Source organism: Paenibacillus protaetiae, from assembly GCF_004135365.1.
GTDB lineage: Bacteria > Bacillota > Bacilli > Paenibacillales > Paenibacillaceae > Paenibacillus_AP > Paenibacillus_AP protaetiae.
This window is the reverse complement of the sequence record NZ_CP035492.1, coordinates 714,769-732,765: the sequence shown is the minus strand read 5'-3', so window position 1 is coordinate 732,765 and position 17,997 is coordinate 714,769. Positions and strand designations below refer to the sequence as shown.

The 17,997-nt window shown below is 53.2% G+C and carries 15 protein-coding genes and 3 pseudogenes; 2 read left to right on the top strand and 16 right to left on the bottom strand.

What is annotated here, in order from left to right; genetic code table 11:
- Positions 1 to 73 precede the first annotated feature (73 nt).
- Positions 74 to 982 carry an oxygen-dependent tRNA uridine(34) hydroxylase TrhO gene (gene trhO, locus ET464_RS03130; protein WP_129438167.1) on the top strand — a complete coding sequence of 303 codons (909 nt, stop codon included), beginning with the start codon at positions 74 to 76 and terminating at the stop codon, positions 980 to 982.
- Positions 983 to 1,008: 26 nt separating this feature from the next.
- On the top strand, positions 1,009 to 1,647 hold the full coding sequence (locus ET464_RS03125; protein WP_129438166.1) for a helix-turn-helix transcriptional regulator: 639 nt from the start codon (positions 1,009 to 1,011) through the stop codon (positions 1,645 to 1,647).
- 145 nt (positions 1,648 to 1,792) lie between these two features.
- Here ET464_RS03125 and ET464_RS03120 read toward each other — a convergent pair whose 3' ends face one another.
- The 16 genes and pseudogenes from ET464_RS03120 to ET464_RS03050 all read right to left on the bottom strand — a co-directional run bounded on the left by ET464_RS03120 (position 1,793) and on the right by ET464_RS03050 (position 17,845).
- Positions 1,793 to 2,500 carry a FadR/GntR family transcriptional regulator gene (locus tag ET464_RS03120; protein ID WP_129438165.1) on the bottom strand — a complete coding sequence of 236 codons (708 nt, stop codon included), beginning with the start codon at positions 2,498 to 2,500 and terminating at the stop codon, positions 1,793 to 1,795.
- A gap of 25 nt (positions 2,501 to 2,525) precedes the next feature.
- Positions 2,526 to 3,251 carry a LutC/YkgG family protein gene (locus ET464_RS03115; protein ID WP_129438164.1) on the bottom strand — a complete coding sequence of 242 codons (726 nt, stop codon included), beginning with the start codon at positions 3,249 to 3,251 and terminating at the stop codon, positions 2,526 to 2,528.
- Positions 3,241 to 4,764: a LutB/LldF family L-lactate oxidation iron-sulfur protein gene (locus ET464_RS03110; RefSeq protein WP_129438163.1), complete on the bottom strand. Its 1,524-nt coding sequence runs from the start codon at positions 4,762 to 4,764 to the stop codon at positions 3,241 to 3,243. Before ET464_RS03110 ends, ET464_RS03115 begins: the two co-directional genes overlap by 11 nt.
- Positions 4,761 to 5,489 (bottom strand): (Fe-S)-binding protein, encoded by a 729-nt coding sequence (locus ET464_RS03105; protein WP_129438162.1) that lies wholly within the window; start codon positions 5,487 to 5,489, stop codon positions 4,761 to 4,763. Before ET464_RS03105 ends, ET464_RS03110 begins: the two co-directional genes overlap by 4 nt.
- 112 nt (positions 5,490 to 5,601) lie before the next feature.
- Positions 5,602 to 6,360, bottom strand: a complete 759-nt coding sequence (locus ET464_RS03100; protein ID WP_129438161.1) for a DeoR/GlpR family DNA-binding transcription regulator — start codon at positions 6,358 to 6,360, stop codon at positions 5,602 to 5,604.
- A 29-nt stretch (positions 6,361 to 6,389) separates the two neighbouring features.
- Positions 6,390 to 7,858 (bottom strand): annotated as a pseudogene (locus tag ET464_RS03095) (rhamnulokinase).
- Positions 7,855 to 9,074, bottom strand: a pseudogene (rhaI, locus tag ET464_RS03090) (L-rhamnose isomerase). The pseudogenes ET464_RS03095 and rhaI overlap by 4 nt, the downstream one beginning before the upstream one ends.
- A gap of 33 nt (positions 9,075 to 9,107) precedes the next feature.
- Positions 9,108 to 9,485 carry a sensory rhodopsin transducer gene (locus ET464_RS03085; protein WP_129438160.1) on the bottom strand — a complete coding sequence of 126 codons (378 nt, stop codon included), beginning with the start codon at positions 9,483 to 9,485 and terminating at the stop codon, positions 9,108 to 9,110.
- Between the two features lie 30 nt (positions 9,486 to 9,515).
- Entirely contained in the window at positions 9,516 to 11,585 is a 2,070-nt protein-coding gene (locus tag ET464_RS03080; RefSeq protein WP_129438158.1) for a bifunctional aldolase/short-chain dehydrogenase, read from the bottom strand.
- Positions 11,586 to 11,735: 150 nt separating this feature from the next.
- The gene (locus ET464_RS19715; protein WP_165279879.1) at positions 11,736 to 11,894 is read right to left on the bottom strand and encodes a hypothetical protein; all 159 of its coding nucleotides are present in this window, start codon (positions 11,892 to 11,894) and stop codon (positions 11,736 to 11,738) included.
- Between the two features lie 10 nt (positions 11,895 to 11,904).
- Positions 11,905 to 12,294: a DUF2500 domain-containing protein gene (locus tag ET464_RS03075; protein WP_129438156.1), complete on the bottom strand. Its 390-nt coding sequence runs from the start codon at positions 12,292 to 12,294 to the stop codon at positions 11,905 to 11,907.
- Between the two features lie 174 nt (positions 12,295 to 12,468).
- A complete protein-coding gene (rpoZ, locus tag ET464_RS03070) occupies positions 12,469 to 12,672 on the bottom strand; it encodes a DNA-directed RNA polymerase subunit omega (protein WP_129438153.1) in 204 nt (67 codons plus the stop codon).
- A gap of 16 nt (positions 12,673 to 12,688) precedes the next feature.
- Positions 12,689 to 13,308, bottom strand: a pseudogene (gene gmk, locus ET464_RS03065) (guanylate kinase).
- A gap of 13 nt (positions 13,309 to 13,321) precedes the next feature.
- Positions 13,322 to 13,582, bottom strand: coding sequence for an extracellular matrix/biofilm regulator RemA (gene remA / locus ET464_RS03060; RefSeq protein WP_005548256.1), 261 nt, complete (start codon positions 13,580 to 13,582; stop codon positions 13,322 to 13,324).
- Positions 13,583 to 14,098: 516 nt separating this feature from the next.
- On the bottom strand, positions 14,099 to 14,929 hold the full coding sequence (dapF, locus tag ET464_RS03055) for a diaminopimelate epimerase (protein ID WP_129438151.1): 831 nt from the start codon (positions 14,927 to 14,929) through the stop codon (positions 14,099 to 14,101).
- Positions 14,930 to 15,061: 132 nt separating this feature from the next.
- Complete coding sequence (locus ET464_RS03050) at positions 15,062 to 17,845, bottom strand: calcium-translocating P-type ATPase, SERCA-type (RefSeq protein ID WP_129438149.1); 2,784 nt, start codon at positions 17,843 to 17,845, stop codon at positions 15,062 to 15,064.
- Positions 17,846 to 17,997: the final 152 nt, after the last annotated feature.

Sequence of the window (17,997 nt, the reverse complement as noted above, 5' to 3'; positions counted from 1 at the left end):
AACAAACGGTTAGCGGGAGAGAGGTTACCTTTCTGCCGCTTCACTTTATTTTCAGGAAGGAAGTTCAAACGAAATGAGTCATCAGCAGCCGTATCAAGTTTTGCTGTTTTATAAATATGTCCAGATCCCTGATGCGGAAGCCTTTACCGCCGAGCATTTAGCCTATTGCAAGGAACTTGGCCTGAAAGGCCGTATTCTTATCGCCGAAGAAGGCATTAACGGAACGCTCTCCGGTACGGTGGAGCAAACGGAAACCTATATGCGCGACCTTCGCGCCAACCCGCTTTTCTCCGATATCGTGTTTAAAGTGGACCCGGCTGACAGCCACGCGTTCAAAAAAATGTTCGTCCGCTTCAAGAAAGAGCTGGTTACCCTCCGCTACGAGCAGCCGCTTGATCCTAACACGCTGACGGGCACGCATCTTTCTCCTAAACAGTTCTACGAATATTTGCAGCGCGACGACGTTATTATCGTGGACGGCCGCAACGATTACGAATACGACCTCGGCCACTTCCGCGGCGCGATCCGCCCGACAGTGGAAACGTTCAAGGAGTTTCCGGAGTGGGTTCGCAACAACTTGGGCGAAGAACACAAAAACAAACCGATTTTGACATACTGCACGGGCGGAATCCGCTGCGAGAAGCTGACCGGCATTCTGATGAACGAAGGATTCACCGATGTATATCAGCTGGACGGCGGCATCGTTACCTATGGCAAGGACGAAGAGGTACAAGGCCGTTTGTTCGACGGCAAATGTTATGTATTTGACGAGCGGATTTCCGTTCCGATCAATCATACGGACGAAGATGTCGTAGTTGGCCGCTGCTATCATTGCGATACGCCTGCCGACCATTATATTAACTGCAAGGACGACACTTGCCATCGCCAGCATATCGTTTGCGAGGATTGTTTGGAGACCCGTCACGGTTTCTGCTCCACCGCATGTGAAGAGCACGAGCTCGCCAGAATTGCAAGCAAGTAAGCCATAAAATCAGGCGGTGATCAAAGATGAACGAACAAGCAGATTTGTCTACCCGCGAGAAAATTATGCATATGCTCAAAACGCAAGGCAGCCTTAGCGCCAAAGACTTGACGGAGCAGCTTGGCATTACGAGTATGGCCGTCCGCCGGCATATCGGCACGCTGGAGAAAGATCATCTGATCCAGTCCAGGACGCTGCGGCAGCCGATGGGGCGGCCAACAGCCGTATATAGCCTTTCGTCGCAAGCGGACTCTTTTTTTCCGAAAAACTATAATACCATTGCTCTTGATTTGCTTGGCGAGCTTGCAGCCGAATCCGGCGAGGTCATGGTGAACCGGCTGTTTGAACGCCGCAAGGAAACGCTGCAGCACAAATACGAAAGCCGGATGGAGAACATGCCGTTTCACGACAAAGTTTCCGTGCTGGCCGATATTCAAAACGAAAACGGCTATATGGCGGAGCTTGCCCAAACAAGCGACCATGAATATGTGTTAACGGAATACAACTGCCCGATTGCGCAAGTGGCGAATAACTATACGCATGCCTGTACTTGCGAGCGGCGACTGTTTGAATCGCTGCTGGACGCCGAAGTGAAACGGACGGAATGCCTGGCCAAAGGCGGCAGCAAATGTGTTTATCATATTAAGAAGCAAGACCGGCTATAATCCGATCCGATACATGGACTGCCGCCCCGGCACACAAATCCCGCCGGCGCCCGAACAACCGCAACCCCATTCATATGGCGGTTAACGTTCGTTTCGAGGTGCAGGCGGGATTTTTGCGTGGTTATTCGGCTGTTAGTCCGGCCGCTTACATATATTTGTGCAGAATCGATTCGATGTGCCCCAAATGGCGTTTCATCTCCGCTTCCGCCGCCTCGCTGTTTCCGCTTGCCACCGCCATAAAAATAGCGGAATGCTGCTCATACAGCTGGCTGGCAACAGCGGCGTTCGCGTATATTTCCACTCGGCGCACGTCGCGGATTGCCGCTTCGATTTCGTTCATCACCGACTCGTACAGCTGGAGGAGCACAGCGTTATGGGTTGCTTTGGCAATCGTCAGATGAAACTGGATATCGGTTCGTTCACCTTCCGCTTCATCTCCGATTGCATCCTTCATCTGCTCGACAATCCGCTTCAAGCTGTCAATGTCCTCTTTGGTCCGTTTACCGGCCGCTAATGCGGCATTGGACGATTCAAACGATTTGCGCGCTTCCAGCAGCTCCAGCAGCGTCGCTTTGTTCAGGCGCAGCTTCTCCAGCTCCGGCAGCTCCGCCGGGCCGGAAGGCGGCCCAATGACCGTACATCCTCCCCCTTGCCGAATATCGATCAGCCCCATCGCCTTGAGCGCGCTTAACGCTTCACGGGTCGTCGAGCGCCCGACGCCAAACTGCTCGGACATTTGCTTGGTGGACGGCAGCTTATCGCCCGGCTTCAGGCTGCCGGCTGTAATCAGCTGCTTGATCTGCTCCGCAATCGCTTCGTAATGATTTTGTTTGGTCAGCTTCGTTACTTCCAACAGGCGAATCCTCCGTTTCGTTTATCTAGCCAACCAGTATAGCATAAACGATTCCCGGGCCATGAACGCCAATCGTCAAATCATTCTCAATGTCCGAAGAACGGCTGGGACCCGAAATAAAATGAATGCCTGCCGGCAGGTGCTCGCGACCGCTTTCGTCAAGCGGCTTCAACACCTCGCCAAGTCTCGTGACGATTCGTTCAACCGGGACAATAATCAGCAGTACGGTCGGCAGCAGGCTGACCGATCTTCCTTTCTCCTTCGCTGACCGCACAACAACCGAGCCGGTATGCGCAACCGCATGGTCGGCCATTACAATGCCAAAGTCCGCTTCGGCGGCACGCGCTTTCCAATTCTCCTCCGTGCCGCTGTTCCAGACGGACAATTCCGCTTCAGGCAGCGCTTCTTCGAGAGCCAGCGCTTCCAGCGCCGGCTCCTGCTGACGCACCAGATAACGCGCGCCCGTCTCCTCGGCTTTGCTGACGATAAATGCTTTTGCTTCCTCCATATCGGCAGCGCGGACAACATGCCCGCCAACGCTATTGAAATGTTCGGAAAACGTATGCACACGCTCCTCTTCACCCAGCGTATACGATTGCCAAAACTCCGGGGCGCCGCGGAACGGCTGTTCCGGCTTCTCCAGCTGGCGCGGCCGCTTCAGCCTTGCGGCAATGCCGTCCATAAACTGCTGCTGCTTCGCTTTTGATTGCTGCTCCATATGGTTCAGCCAAGCTTGATGCTCATGAGCCATGATGTGCTGCGCCTCCTCCTTGACGATTCCGGATCGCTTCCATCCGCGCTTTCATCGCCGGATCCATCGCTTTCAGTTCGCCGCGGATTTCCTGCTCAATCGTATGCCAGCTGTCGCGGAACGACTGCTTCGGCAGGCTCGGGAATATCCGGTACGTGTTCCAGCCTTTAAGCGGGCCGACCTTGAGCGGAATGCCGCCATTGCGCACCACAAGCTTTTGCCCGAGCTGGCCGATTTTGACTGCGCCCTTGAACAGCTTCGAGCTGCCGGTCACTGCCGCGAACCCTTTCATGCCGACCGTCTCCAGCTTATCGTTGTACCCGCCCTCCTGCTTGCGCCGGCGCAAATAAACCAGCATTTCATGCAGCGGGATTTTGACCGGGCATGCTTCGTAGCAAGCGCCGCATAAGCTGGACGCGTTGGCGATATCGTCCCATTCCGCGACATTTTGCTTCAGCGCCGGCGTCAGCACCGCGCCAATCGGGCCGCTGTACGTGCCGCCGTACGAATGGCCGCCGATATGGCGGTATACCGGGCATGCATTCAAGCAAGCGCCGCAGCGGATGCAGTTCAGCAGCTCCTGGAATTCCGGATCGCCAAGCTGCAGCGAACGTCCGTTGTCCACGATAATAATATGCATTTCGTCCGGACCGTCCGCGTCCTCCGAACGGCGTGGCCCCGAGATGGCGGACATATACATCGTCAGCTTTTGTCCCGTAGCCGAACGCGGCAGCAATGTCGCAAGCACTTCAAGATCTTCAAACGATGGAATAATCCGTTCCATGCCCATCAGGGTGATTTGCGTTTTCGGTACCGTGGTGACCATACGGGCGTTCCCCTCATTCTCGAACAGCACCATCGAGCCGGTTTCGGCAATCGCAAAGTTGCAGCCCGTCATGCCGATATCCGCTTCGAGAAATTTCTCGCGCAGCTTGCGCCGCACGAAGCCGGCCAAAGCCGTCGTATCCGGCGGCAGCGTCTCTCCCGCTTCCTTGGACAGCAGTTCGGCAATCTGGTAGCGGTTTTTATGAATGGCCGGAATGACAATATGAGACGGCGTCTCGTCCGCCAGCTGAATAATATATTCGCCCAGATCGGTTTCGACCGCTTCTACGCCGATTTGCTCCAGCGCCTTGTTCAGATGCAGCTCCTCGGAAACCATCGACTTCGATTTAACAACGGACTTGGCGTTTTTCCGTTCCGCAATTTCCAGCGCGATGGCTACCGCATCTTCCCCTTTGTCGGCAAAATGGACATGGACGCCGTTCGCGCGCGCATTCTCGACAAATAAATTTAAATAATAGTCCAAATGGGCAATCGTATGCAGGCGGATTTGACGGCCGCGTTCGCGCCATTCCTCCCAATTGCCTTGATCGGCGGAAGCGGTTTTTTTGCCGTTGCGCAGCCGTTCCGTCGTGAAGCGGACCGCTTTGCGCAGGAAATCGTCGTTTAAAGCGAGACCCGCCCGCTCTTTAACAGTAGAACCAGCCGCTTTTTGGGAAGCTGCGCTCATCGGCTCGTCACCCCTTCGTACAAAAGTTCAGCCAAGTGCATCACCTTGACCGGTTTGTTCCGGTACCGCAAATTGCCGCCGATATTCATCAGGCAGCCCATATCCAGCCCAACCAGCACCTCTGCTTCCGACTCCAGCACATGGTCGGCTTTTTCCGTCACCATCGCACCGGATATATCGGACATTTTTACAGCAAACGTGCCACCGAAGCCGCAGCAGTCTTCCGCATAAGGAAGCGGTACCAATTCCAGCCCTTCCACATGCTTCATCAGCGTCATCGGTTCGTCTTTAATGCCCAAAATCCGTGAACCGTGGCAGGAAGGGTGATACGTTACCTTATGCGGAAAGCTGGCGCCGACATCTTCCACCCCAAGCACCTGCACAAGAAATTGCGTAAATTCGTACGCTTTCTCCTGCAGCCTCTGCGCTCTTGCCAGGTTGACGGGATCTTGTTCAAACAGCTTTGGATAATGGTGGATCATTCCCGTGCAAGAGCCCGATGGCGCAATAACAAAATCGCTGTCTTCAAACGCATCCAATATCGTTCTGGCCGATGTCCGCGCTTCGTCCCAATAACCGCTGTTGAATGCAGGCTGGCCGCAGCAGGTTTGTATCTTTGGAAAATGAAGCTCGACGCCGTATCTCGCCAGAAGCCGCGCCATCGCCTCCCCTACGCGGGGATAAATCGCGTCGCTTAAGCAGGTAATAAATAATGAAACCTTCATGGAGGGCACCTTCTTGTTTCAAGAGTGGCACTTCTATTTATATTCGCTTTATCAGGTTGTCAGACAAGTTGATCCGAAAAAAATCCCTCCCTTGCGGGAGGAACACGAAGCGTTATACCGTCGTGACCGGTATATTTTTTTCCTGCAGCCGGGCTAATGTCTCCTGTCCGATCATCCGGTCTGTAATGACGGTATGAACCTCGCCAAGCTCCGCTACGTGGGTAAACGCCTGCACGCCAAATTTGCTTGAATCCGCCAGCAAAATAACCTTCTCGGCGATACCGATCATCTTTTGCTTAATCCGTCCTTGCAGCTCGTTGGATTCGCTGATGCCGCGCTCCAGATGAACGCCTTTGCACGATAAAAACAGCTTCCCTACGTAATAAGCGTCCAGCGACCGCTCGGCAAGCGGCCCTACGTAAGATAGCGACCGCGAAGAAAGCAACCCGCCCGTCGAAATGACTTCGATTTTTTCCTTCGTGCTTAGCTCCACCGCTACTTTAATGGAGTTGGTCAGCACGGTAATCGGCATATCCGGCAAAATAGCGGCCATATACCATGCCGTAGAGCTTGCATCAAGCACGATGCGGTCATGGGGCTGAATCAGCTTCACCGCCTCTTCGGCGATCCGTTTCTTCTCCTCGGCATGTGCAATTTCCCTCTCTGCAAATGGAGTTTCCGGCTGCTGATCTTTTACGCTGACCGCACCGCCATGTGAACGTTTAAGCCTGCCGTCCTGTTCGAGACGGTCCAAATCCCGCCGTATCGTTTCCTCTGTCACCTGGCACAGCTCGCTTAATTCGGAAACCCGGATGCTTCCTCTTTCATTCACAAGCTGTACGATTTTTTCATACCGTTCTGCAACCAGCATAACCTTCTCTCCATTCTTCCTGCTTGAAATTATTCCGATTCCGTCAGGCGGAGGAACCGGCCGTAGGCCTCTTCCCAAGACGCCCGGTCTTCCGGCTCGTACACATCCACCGGAAAGGAATCCCGTATCACCCGGCGCGCTTCCCAAATATCCCGAAGCTCGCCGCTTGCGATCCATTGTACGGCCAGATTGCCGATGGCGCTGCCTTCCGTCGGGCCGGCCCATACCGGCTTGCCGATGGCATTAGCCGTCCATTGGCACAGCAGGCTGTTTTGAATGCCGCCGCCTACCATATGGAGCCCGCCAAACGTTTGCCCGGACAGCTGCTCCGTCATTTCGTATACGCGGCGGTATTGCAGCGCCAAACTTTCGAGAATGCAGCGCACTACAGCGCCAACCTCTTCCGGAGGCTTCTGCCCCGTCCGGAGACAATACTCGCGGATGCGCGGCGTCATATCGCCCGCGTGTAAAAACAAAGCATCGTCCGGCTCGATCAAGGCCGCAAAGGGATTCGCCTCTTCTGCCAGCCGGACAAGCTGCGGGAACGTATAGGACTGCCCTGCACGCTCCAGCTCACGCCTTGTTTCCTGTAAAATCCAGAGGCCCATTATATTTTTCAGCAGCCTGTACGTGTTGCCTGCGCCGCCTTCATTCGTAAAGTTAAGCTTCTGCGCCCGCTCATCAAGAACCGGCCGTTCGACTTCCGTTCCCATCAGCGACCAAGTGCCGCAGCTTAAATAAGCAAAAGAACGCTCCAGCGCCGGAACAGCCGCAACCGCCGAACCCGTATCATGCTCCGCAACGGCAATGACCGGCATTTCGCCGATTTGAAGCTCGGACCGGACCGAAGGTCTTACATAGCCTGCGGCCGAGCCCGGATGGACAATCGCGCCAAACAGATGCTCCGGCAAGCCAAGCTTCCCGATCAGCTCCTTATCCCAATCGCCGAGCCGCGGGTTAAACAGCTGAGTTGTAGTCGCATTCGAAAATTCGCTTAATATCTCTCCCGTTAAATAATACCGGAGAAGATCGGGAATCATCAACAGCTTATGTGCAATGCCAAGCAGCGGAGAACTGCTGCGTTTCATAGCCGTCAGTTGGTAGATCGTATTAAACGGCAAAAATTGAATCCCTGTCCGGCTAAAAATCTCGCTTTGCGGCACGCTCGCAAATACCCGCTCCATCTCGCCTTCCGTATGCCGGTCGCGATAATGATACGGATTGCCAAGCAGCTCGCCGTCCCGGCCGATTAAACCAAAGTCGACCGCCCACGTATCAATGCCAAGGCTGGCGGGGCGGCACCGGCTTGCTTCGCCTTCAGCAGCCCCTGCTTCAGCTCATGAAACAGCCGCAAAATATCCCAGTGCATGCGGCTGCCGGCCATAACGGGATCGTTCGGGAACCGGTGGATTTCTTCGGTTTGCATGGTGCTGTCCGTCAACCGGCCGATAATCGCCCTGCCGCTGCTCGCTCCGATATCGTAGGCCAGAACGGTCACCAGCTGGCACCGCCTTTGCCCCTTGCCAGTATGTCCGTACCGTAGCTGCTGTTCAAATACGCTTTCATCGGATCAAGCGGAAGCCCCTGCTCCTCGCGGACAGCATGCAGCAGCGGCGTAACATCGAATTCAAATGCTTTGCGCACCGCGTCTTCCGCGCCCAGCACGTCATTCCGGTTTTGCGCATCCAGCACTTCTTCGTGATTGACGAGCAGCGCTTTTGCGTATTGGGTCTGTACGTTCAGGACAGATCGGATCATGGCCGGAATTTTTTGCTCGATATTATGCGACTGGTCAATCATATACGCGATATGGTTGACGGTGCTGGCGATACCGGCGTCGGAATCGTTTGCCGCATTTAAAATTTGATAAAAAATAAGGAACAGTTCGTACGGATTAATTGTGCCGACGATGAGATCGTCATCCGCATATTTGCGGTTGTTGAAATGGAAGCCGCCGAGCCGCTGTTCGTCGATCAAATAAGCGACGATATGCTCAACGTTGATGCCCTGCGCATGATGGCCGGTATCGACCAGCACCTGCGCCTGCGGGCCAAGCTTTTGCGCCATCGTATACGCCATGCCCCAATCGGCGATATCGGTATGATAGAACGCCGGCTCAAACGTTTTGTATTCGATCAGCATTCTCATGTCTGGAGTCAGCGCTTTATACATTTCCGAAAGCGCCTCGTGCATCCATGCTTTGCGGCGGCGGATATCGCCTTGGCCCGGATAATTGGTCCCGTCTGCAAACCATAAGCTCAAATCGCGCGACCCGGTTTCTTTGGCAATGTCGACGCATTCCAGCAAATGCTGGATCGCTTTGCGGCGCACTGCCTCATCGGTGTTCGTCACGCTGCCCAGCATGTAATCGTCTTCCTGGAACAGGTTGGGGTTAACCGCGCCGATTTTCAGCCCGACGTTTTCTGCATGCGCTTTCAGTTTGCTGTAATCCTCCACTTTGTCCCAAGGAATATGAATCGCTACGGAAGGAGCGAGGCCGGTCAGTTTATGCACAACGGCGGCATCGTCAAATTTTTCAAACGGGTCGCGCGGAACGCCAACCTTTTGAAAATTTTTGAACCGTGTACCGGAATCCCCGTACCCCAGGACGGAGTTTCGATCCGGAGCGCTTTCAGCTTCTCCCGTACTTGCTCCAGCTTGATGCCGCGTGCTTGCTGCTGCTCTTCAAATAATGAATAGGCGCGGTCCGACATATCGCCAACATCCTCTCTGCTTGGAATTTAAGCTTACCCTTTGACCGGAAAAGCGAGCGTCGACATTAACGCATTTTCCGCTTGCGTAGAATCAAGCCTGCTGTACTGGACGACAACCGGAATATCGCTTTCGACCGCGATCGCATAGGGCACGCCGACCGGAATCGGCGCACCGTCCTTTTGCAGCAAGCTTGTTCGAATATGTTTGGTTCTTCGTCCGGGAACGGTAAAGGCAATATGCTCCATCGGCTCCCGGTCTTCGAAATAAATCGTAAAGGAAAGCGACGCATCGCGGTCCGACGTATTCAGCACGCAAACCGATTCGTGGCTCGTCAGCGAACCCGAGCTTGTTTCCGGAATGTAGCCGTCCGGTATAAACCAATGTCGTTCTCCCCATGCCTGCTTCTGCATCTGTCAACCTCTCCTTTTCCCTATAGCCGCTTATCGTGTAAAAGCTGCCGGCACGCCGCCGTCAATCGTCAGCATGCAGCCGGTCGTTTTAGCCGATTTCGAAGAAGCGAAGAAAGCGACGCCTTCTGCGATATCTTTCGGATAGATGTTCACGAGCAGCGTCGTCCGTTTCCGGTAATGCTCCTCCAGCTGGTCCGGCTCGATGCCGTAAGCCGCTGCGCGTTCGTTGCGCCAATTGCTGTTCCAGATCGCCGAGCCCTGCAAAATCGCATCCGGAAGAATCGTATTGACGCGGATGCCATGCTCGCCGCCTTCGGCCGCGATGCAGCGTGCAAGATGCGCTTCCAGCGCTTTTGCCGCGCTGTATGCGGTAACGCTTTTGCCTGCAAATATTGAATTTTTAGAGCCGATAAAGACCATATTGCCGCCGATGCCCTGCTCCAGCATTACCTTATAAGCTTCACGTGCGACCAGGAAATAGCCGGTTCCAAGGACATTCATGTTCAAGTTCCATTCCTTGAGGGAAGTGTCCTCGAACTTGCTGGAAGTTGCGAGACCGGCGTTATTGACAATAATGTCTATGCCGCCGTAAGTAAGCGCCGTTTCTTGGTATGCCGATTGAACAAGCTCTTCGTTTGTTACATCCATTTTAACGGCAATCGCCCGGTTCTCGCCATATTTGGCGTTCAATTCTTCTGCGACATGCTGCGCGCCCTCCAGGTTCAAGTCGGCAAGCACGACATGTGCGCCTTCGGACACGAGCCGGCGTGCCGTTTCGCTGCCGATGCCGCCGGCTCCGCCCGTAATAAGCGCCACTTGGCGGGAAAACTCGGCTTCGGCAGGCGCAAGCGACAATTTGTACAGCTCGAGCGGCCAATATTCCACGTTAAACGATTCGTTTTCGCTTAAGGATACAAACTCGCCCAGCGCCGTCGCGCCGCGCATAACCGCAATCGCGCGGTGGTAAAGCGCGCCGCTTACTTTCGAATTGGACCAGCTTTTGCCGGTATTGATCATGCCGACGCCAGGGATAAGGATAACGCGCGGAGCCGATTCGAACATGACGTCGCCTTCGCTGCTGTTCCGGTTGAAATAAGCTTCATATTGCTGCTTGTAAGCGGTGATCGATTCCTTCAAAACCGCCTTCAGCCCTTCGATATCGTTTGCATCCGGTTTCCAGTTCACAAACAGCGGCACGACCTTCGTGTGCACCAGATGGTCCGGGCATGCTGCGCCAACTTGCGACAGCTGCGCAGAATGATGGCCGCCGACAAATGTCAGCACATCCGCTTCGTCGTCGAAGGTGAGGATCATTTTTTTCGAATCGCTTACCGCGCCGCGAATCGCCGGCATGACGGCCGCTGCAACCGCGCGGCGGACATCAGCGGGAAGAGGCTCATGCTTCGCGCCGCCGAACAGCTTGTCGTTATGGACACGGGCTTCAATAAACTGCTCGGCTTCATTAATGATTTGGATCGTTTTTGCATAACAAGCTTCGCTTGTTTCGCCCCATGTGACGAGGCCGTGTTTTTCCATCAGCACAAGCTCGGCTTTCGGGTTGTCGAGGACGCCCTGCGCAATCATCTTGGATAAAGCAAAGCCGGGACGCACATAAGGCACCCAAACGAAACGGTCGCCATATATTTCACGTGCCAGCTCTTTGCCGTTATGTGCGCAGCACAAGCTGATAATGGCATCCGGGTGAGTATGGTCCACATGTTTAAAAGGCAGAAAAGCATGAAGCAGCGTCTCGATCGAAGCGCGCGGATGCTTGGCGTCTATCATGCAGTTGGCCAAATAAGCGACCATCTCTTCATCGGTCATGGCATCCCGTTCAAACAGCGGGCGGATGTCTTCCATGCGCAAGCCGGTGAAATTGCCGGCTTTCATCGTTGCAAGGTCGGAACCGCTGCCTTTGACATACATCACCTCAACGTCGCGGCCGCGAAAATCTTGCACCACCGTTTTGCTTGATGTATTGCCGCCTCCCCAGTTGCATACGCGGCGGTCGGTGCCGATTAGATTGGAACGGTAAACAAGCTCATCCAGCCCGGCCTGCAGTTGTGACGCTTTCGATTGCTCCCATAAGCTTTGAACCATTGTGTTCTCCTCCGTTTGTGATTGTTCGTTTTTGTTTATCTGTATAATAGCAGATTCGTTTTCGTTTGAATACGCTTTTATAAAAAAATAAAAACAAAAATAAAAGGCATGGATTGTAAGGAATCCATACCTTCACGAAAGTGCGGCACGTTATAGCCGCCGCTTCTTATCTTCTATGTATAAGTCAAGCGCCTTAATGGCTCGCAGCACAAGCATAATGAGTAGAACGGCAAGTACAACGCCCATTACAATTAAAGCAAAATAAATAAGCACAAGGAAAACGGGAAATATAGAAACAGCCTCTACCATTAGGCGCCCCCTACCCTGTTATTTGTCTTGTAAACTGCTTAAACCTTGTACCTTGATAAGTGACGGTACCGTAATCGCCCTCCACCATTACGCCAAAATCCGGGCCGCTTACCGGCAGTTCTACCCGGGTGCCATTATATAACTCGAACGTAACGTAATAATTCGTATTCGCTCTGAAATTATCGTGGTCGCCGCGGACCTCTGTCCTTTTGGATACGACTTTACAGTTTTGCGTTTCGACGTTGGCCGCATTATTGGAAGCCCATGTGCCGATTCCGCGCACAAGAGCGAAAATAATAGTGCCAATAACCAACACAAAAATTAAAACAAAAAAGAAAATAAACACAGGCGGAATTCCCCCAAAAAAACCATTAGAAAATCCGTCATCTCCTATTACCATACCATTTCCTCCAATTCCCCCCAAGTCTATTCATTTTAACATAACTCTTATTCGAGCGGGGATACGATATTATATAATTATGATATCTATTTCACACATAAAAAAATAACCCTTGCTCAATTAAGCAAAGGGTTATCTTCTTTACACGGCTGTGTGTGCAGCGCATTCAGCCGCTTAGTCTTCCGGCTTCGTTTCCACTTGAATGTAATCGCCATAAATTTCTTCCAGCGCTACGCCAACGAACTTATGCGATCTTGGATTGCGAAGTTCAGATTTCGCACCATCGCGCAGCATACGCGCACGGCGGGAAGCAGCAACAACAAGCGAATATTTGCTGTCTACTTTTTTCACCATTTCATCAATAGACGGATATAACATAATTGTTCCACCTCACTCAGGCTTTCTCGATTGGTGCAGCCTCGGGACTGGAGAGCTCCTCCAAAAAACGTTCCTTGCGGCAATGCTCGGCAATAATAATGCTCTCGATCCGGCGGCATGTCAAGTCAATTTCATCATTCACAACCGCATAATCGTAATGGCGAAGCAAATTCATCTCTTCTACCGCAACGGACATCCGATGATTGATCGTATCCTGGGTTTCCGTTCCTCTTCCGGTAATGCGCTGCTTCAGCTCATCCAGCGAAGGGGCAGCAGGAAAATAAAAATGCCTTCAGGGAATTTCTCTTTCACCTTTAAGGCGCCCTGTACTTCAATTTCCAAAATAATATCTTTGCCTTCTTCAATTGTACGCTCCACAAAATCACGCGGCGTTCCATAGTAGTTGCCTACATACTCCGCATGCTCCAGCAAAGCATCACGCGAAATCATTTCTTCAAACTGCTCGCGCGTCTTAAAAAAATAATTAACTCCGTTCGTTTCGCCCTGTCTTGGCGAACGAGTCGTTGCCGATACCGAATAAACAAGATCCGGAAGCTTCTTGCGAAGCACGGAGCACACAGTTCCTTTGCCGACACCGGAAGGTCCGGATAACACAACTAACAATCCCTTATTCATATTACTCCCCGTACTATTCGTCATTATCGTCGTCTTTAGTGGACAAACGATGGGCAACCGTCTCCGGCTGCACGGCGGACAAAATTACATGATCGCTGTCCGTGATAATAACAGCGCGTGTCCGTCTGCCGTAAGTCGCATCAATCAGCATGTGGCGATCACGGGCTTCTTGAATAATCCGTTTGATCGGCGCCGATTCCGGACTTACGATCGAGATGATTCGGTTTGCGGAAACGATGTTCCCGAACCCGATATTGATAAGTTTAATGGCCAACTAAGGATCCCCCTCCGGTCTTCCTCGCGCAACTTCCCAAGCAGAAACCTGTACCGCCCGCCGAAACGGGAATGCTTGTTTCACGGAAATAAAATGCCCGTATCATGCATGTTTGCAGTTCGGATAAGCTTGATCTATTGAGATGATATGAACACAAAAAAACTGGAATAATACGGAACCATTACATTATTGTTGACGAAAAAAGTCCGGGGCATACGTTCATATCAACCGTTGCGCCGCTTTGCATCACAAATGCTTACAGCTGGAGGCTGAATAAAAACGATGCCAAATTTGCGGCCCTTCATCATTTCCTTTGAACTATTCTAAAGGATTTCTTGCAAACGAACAAGAGAAAATGCGAAAAGAAGCGAAAAATGGTTAAAAAGAAACAATATCCCGCCTATTTGAGCTTCTGGCCAAAACGCCAAAAGGGAACGCTATCCGTAAACGGCAGGTTCCCTTTTGCTTCATGCAGCTGTTGCGGCTTCGCTTGCACGAAGCCCGCTTCCGCTGCTGTTACACCGTGCCGCGGAACACTTCAGCCGCAGGGCCGGTCATATAAACGTGATTGTCGGCTTCGCTCCACTCGATTTGCAGATCGCCGCCTTTTAACGAGACCGTTGCCGTTCTTTCGGTTAAACCGTTCAGCACGGACGAGACAACCGTTGCGCAAGCGCCCGTTCCGCAAGCAAGCGTAGGGCCGGCTCCGCGTTCCCATACGCGCATATCCGTATGCGTGCGGGATTTGACGGTTACGAATTCCACATTGATTTTGCGCGGGAACATCGGATGGGTTTCCAGCTTTGGTCCCCAGGTTGCCAAATCAAAATTGACCGCGTCATCCACATAAATCACGCAATGCGGGTTACCCATCGAAACCGCTGTGAACTGGAACGTCTTGCCATCCACTTCGATCGGATGGGATACGACCTGCTCGGCGTCAACCGTGGTCGGCACTTTAAGCCCATTCAAAATCGGCTCGCCCATGTCAACGCGTACGGTTTGCACTTTGCCGTCTTCAACCTGCAGCACAACTTCCTGTGCGCCAGCGCCAAGTGTTTCAATCGTAATGGTGCGGCGGTCCGTCAAGCCGTTATCATATACGTACTTCGCCACGCAGCGGATCGCGTTGCCGCATTGTTCTGCTTCCGAGCCGTCGGAATTAATAATGCGCATCCGGAAGTCGGCAACCTCGGAAGGCAAAATATAGACCAGCCCGTCAGCTCCGATTCCAAAAAACCGGTTGCACAATTGAACCGCCAGTTCGGAAGCGTTGCTTGGCAATTCGCGTTCGCCCGCAACGACGATAAAGTCATTGCCAAGGCCATGCATTTTCGTAAAATTCATCGATCAAGGCACTCCTTCTATTGCAGCTAAGCTGAGTTTCCTATAAGCATACTGCAACAGAATCCGAAACGGTATTCATCAATCGCATCATTATTTGCACGAATTTCCGTTTCGGCTTGAACATTTCGGCTGTCAGCGTACGGAAGGCTTCGCCATACCCGTCATTTTTGTTATTTTTTTCTTCGGGCGGTTGGAGCTGAGCACGCTGCCGATGCCCATAAAGAACGTCGGAATGCCTGCGGCTACAAACACAAGGCACCATTCCCGGAAGCCAAGCGGCACCGTCTTGAATATCGGGCGGAGCGGTTCGATGTAAAGCACTGCCAGCATGAGCAGCAGCGAGGACAATACCGCAAACACCAAATATTTGTTTTGCAATATGTTGCGGTGGAAGATCGACCTTGAGCTTCTGCAATCAAATACATGGATGAGCTGGGCGAGCACCAGTGTGGCAAAAGCAACGGTTTGCGCTTTGACCAGCTGGTCCGCGCTGTTTGGCGCGATGCGCAGCGTAATCCAGAAGGCGGCCAGCGTACAAACGCCAATCAATATGCCGCGGCTAATAATTTTCCAGCCTAACCTTCTGGCAAATATGTTTTCTTTGGCGCCGCGCGGTTTTTGCTGCATCAAATCTTTTTCCGCCTGGTCGACGCCAAGCGCCATTGCCGGCAGGCCGTCCGTCACGAGGTTTACCCACAGGATTTGAATCGGGATAAGCGGCAGCGGCATGCCTGCCATCATCGCCAAAAACATGACCAATATTTCGCCGACGTTGGAAGCGAGCAAATAACGGATAAATTTGCGAATATTTTCGTAAATGCCGCGCCCTTCCTCAATTGCCGCTACAATCGAAGCAAAGTTGTCGTCGCTTAATACAAGCGAAGAAGCTTCTTTCGAAACATCTGTGCCGGAGATGCCCATGGCGATGCCGATATCCGCCGCTTTGATGGCAGGCGCATCGTTAACGCCGTCCCCTGTCATCGCAACAACATGCCCGTGGCGCTGGAGCGCCTTGACGATACGGAGCTTATGCTCCGGCGACACTCGCGCATATACATAAATATTGTCCGCCAGCCGGTCCAGCTGCTCGTCGCTCATCGCTTCCAGCTCCTTGCCGCTGATCGCGATTCCGCCGCGCGGCATAATGCCCAGCTGCGCCGCAATCGCTTCCGCCGTACGCTGATGGTCGCCGGTAATCATGACGGTTTTGATGCCGGCGCGTCTGCATACCGCAATCGCGTCGCGGACTTCTTTGCGCGGCGGGTCGATCATGCCGGTCAACCCGACGAACGTCAGCTGCGATTCCGCTTCCTGCTCGTTGTCGCATGTTTCCGCCGGGCGCAAATCGCGGTAAGCAAGGCCAAGCACCCGGAGCGCCGACTCGGCCATCCCTTCGGCCGCTTCGATGCATTTCCGTTTCAGCGTTGCGGTAAAAGGAACGACCTTGCCGTCCCACAGCACATAGGTGCACAAATCCATCAGCACGTCCGGCGCGCCTTTCGTGCAAATGATCCGCCCGCCCTGATGCGAAACAACAACGGACATCCGTTTCCGTTCCGAGTCAAACGGGAACTCCTTCTCGCGCTTGTACAGCCCTTCCAGCGATTTGGCGGAAACGCCCAGCTTGGCCGACAGCACAGCCAGTGCGCCTTCCGTCGGGTCGCCTCTCAGCTCCCATTCTTCCTGTTGTTTTTCTTTGCCGCGTTTCTTCTTCCCGTCCTGTTCCGTATGAATCAGCACCGCATTGTTGCACAGAGCCGAGATTTGCAGCAGCCGGCGAAGCGTGCTGTCATTTTTAATATCAACTTCTTTGCCGTCCTCCAGCGCCGATCCCGCCGGATTGTAGCCGTCCCCGGTCACTTCCAGGCTGCGGCCTCCATACCATACGTTCGTGACGGTCATTTTGTTTTGCGTCAGCGTCCCTGTTTTGTCCGAGCAGATAACCGATGCGCAGCCCAGCGTCTCCACCGACGGCAGCTTGCGGACGATTGCTTTCCGCTTGATCATCCGCTGCACGCCAAGCGCCAGCGCGATCGTAACGATTGCCGGCAGCCCCTCCGGTATAGCGGCAACCGCCAGGCTGACGCCGGCCAAAAACATGCCGTAAGCCGGCTGCCCGTGCAAAATACCGGCAATGACAACCAATACCGTTAAGGAGATGGCCACAATGATCAAAATTTTGCCCAGCTGCTCCAACCGGTGCTGCAGCGGCGTCTCCATTGCTTCCGTCTGCTCGATCAGCCCGGCGATTTTGCCCATCTCCGTATTCATGCCCGTCCGGATAACAACGCCTTTGGCGGTGCCTCTCGTCAGCATCGTGCCCATAAAACCGATGTTGCGCTGGTCGCCAAGCGGCAGCTCCGCATCGGCGATGGCGGCGGCATGTTTGTTAACCGGAACCGATTCGCCGGTCAAGGCGGATTCCTCGGCGTAACAGCTATTGGCATCAATCAGCCGGATATCCGCCGGAATCCGGTCCCCGCTTTCGATCAGCACGATATCGCCGACTGCAAGTTCTTTAGCCGGCACGGACATTTGCACGCCGCTGCGAATGACTTTGGCAATAGGCGCCGACAGCTCTTTTAAAGCCCGGAGCGAATTTTCCGCCCGAACCTCCTGGATGAAGCCCAGCACCGCATTTATAATTAAAATCGCAATAATCGTAATGGCATCCAAATATTCGCCCAGCAATCCGGAAATAAGCGTTGCCCCGATCAGTACCAGCACCATAAAATCTTTAAATTGATTCAGAAACAGCAGTATCGGCGAAACCCGCTTCCCTTCGGTAAGCTCGTTCCGGCCGTCCCGCTGCAGCCGCTCGGAAGCTTGCGCGTCCGTGAGCCCTTTCTCCAGCGAGGTGCCAAGCTGCTCCTGCAGCTCGCTTGTCCCAAGCTGATGCCATTTCAATCCATCCATCGCTTTATTCCCTCCCGTTATCCGTCGCCCGCATGCAGCCGCATGGCAGACAACCATCCTTCGTATGCCTAAATGTATTCGGACAACCCAAAAAATATCCCAAGGACTTAAGTTTTTGCGTTAACTATGGCATGATAGTAAATAGCTTATAT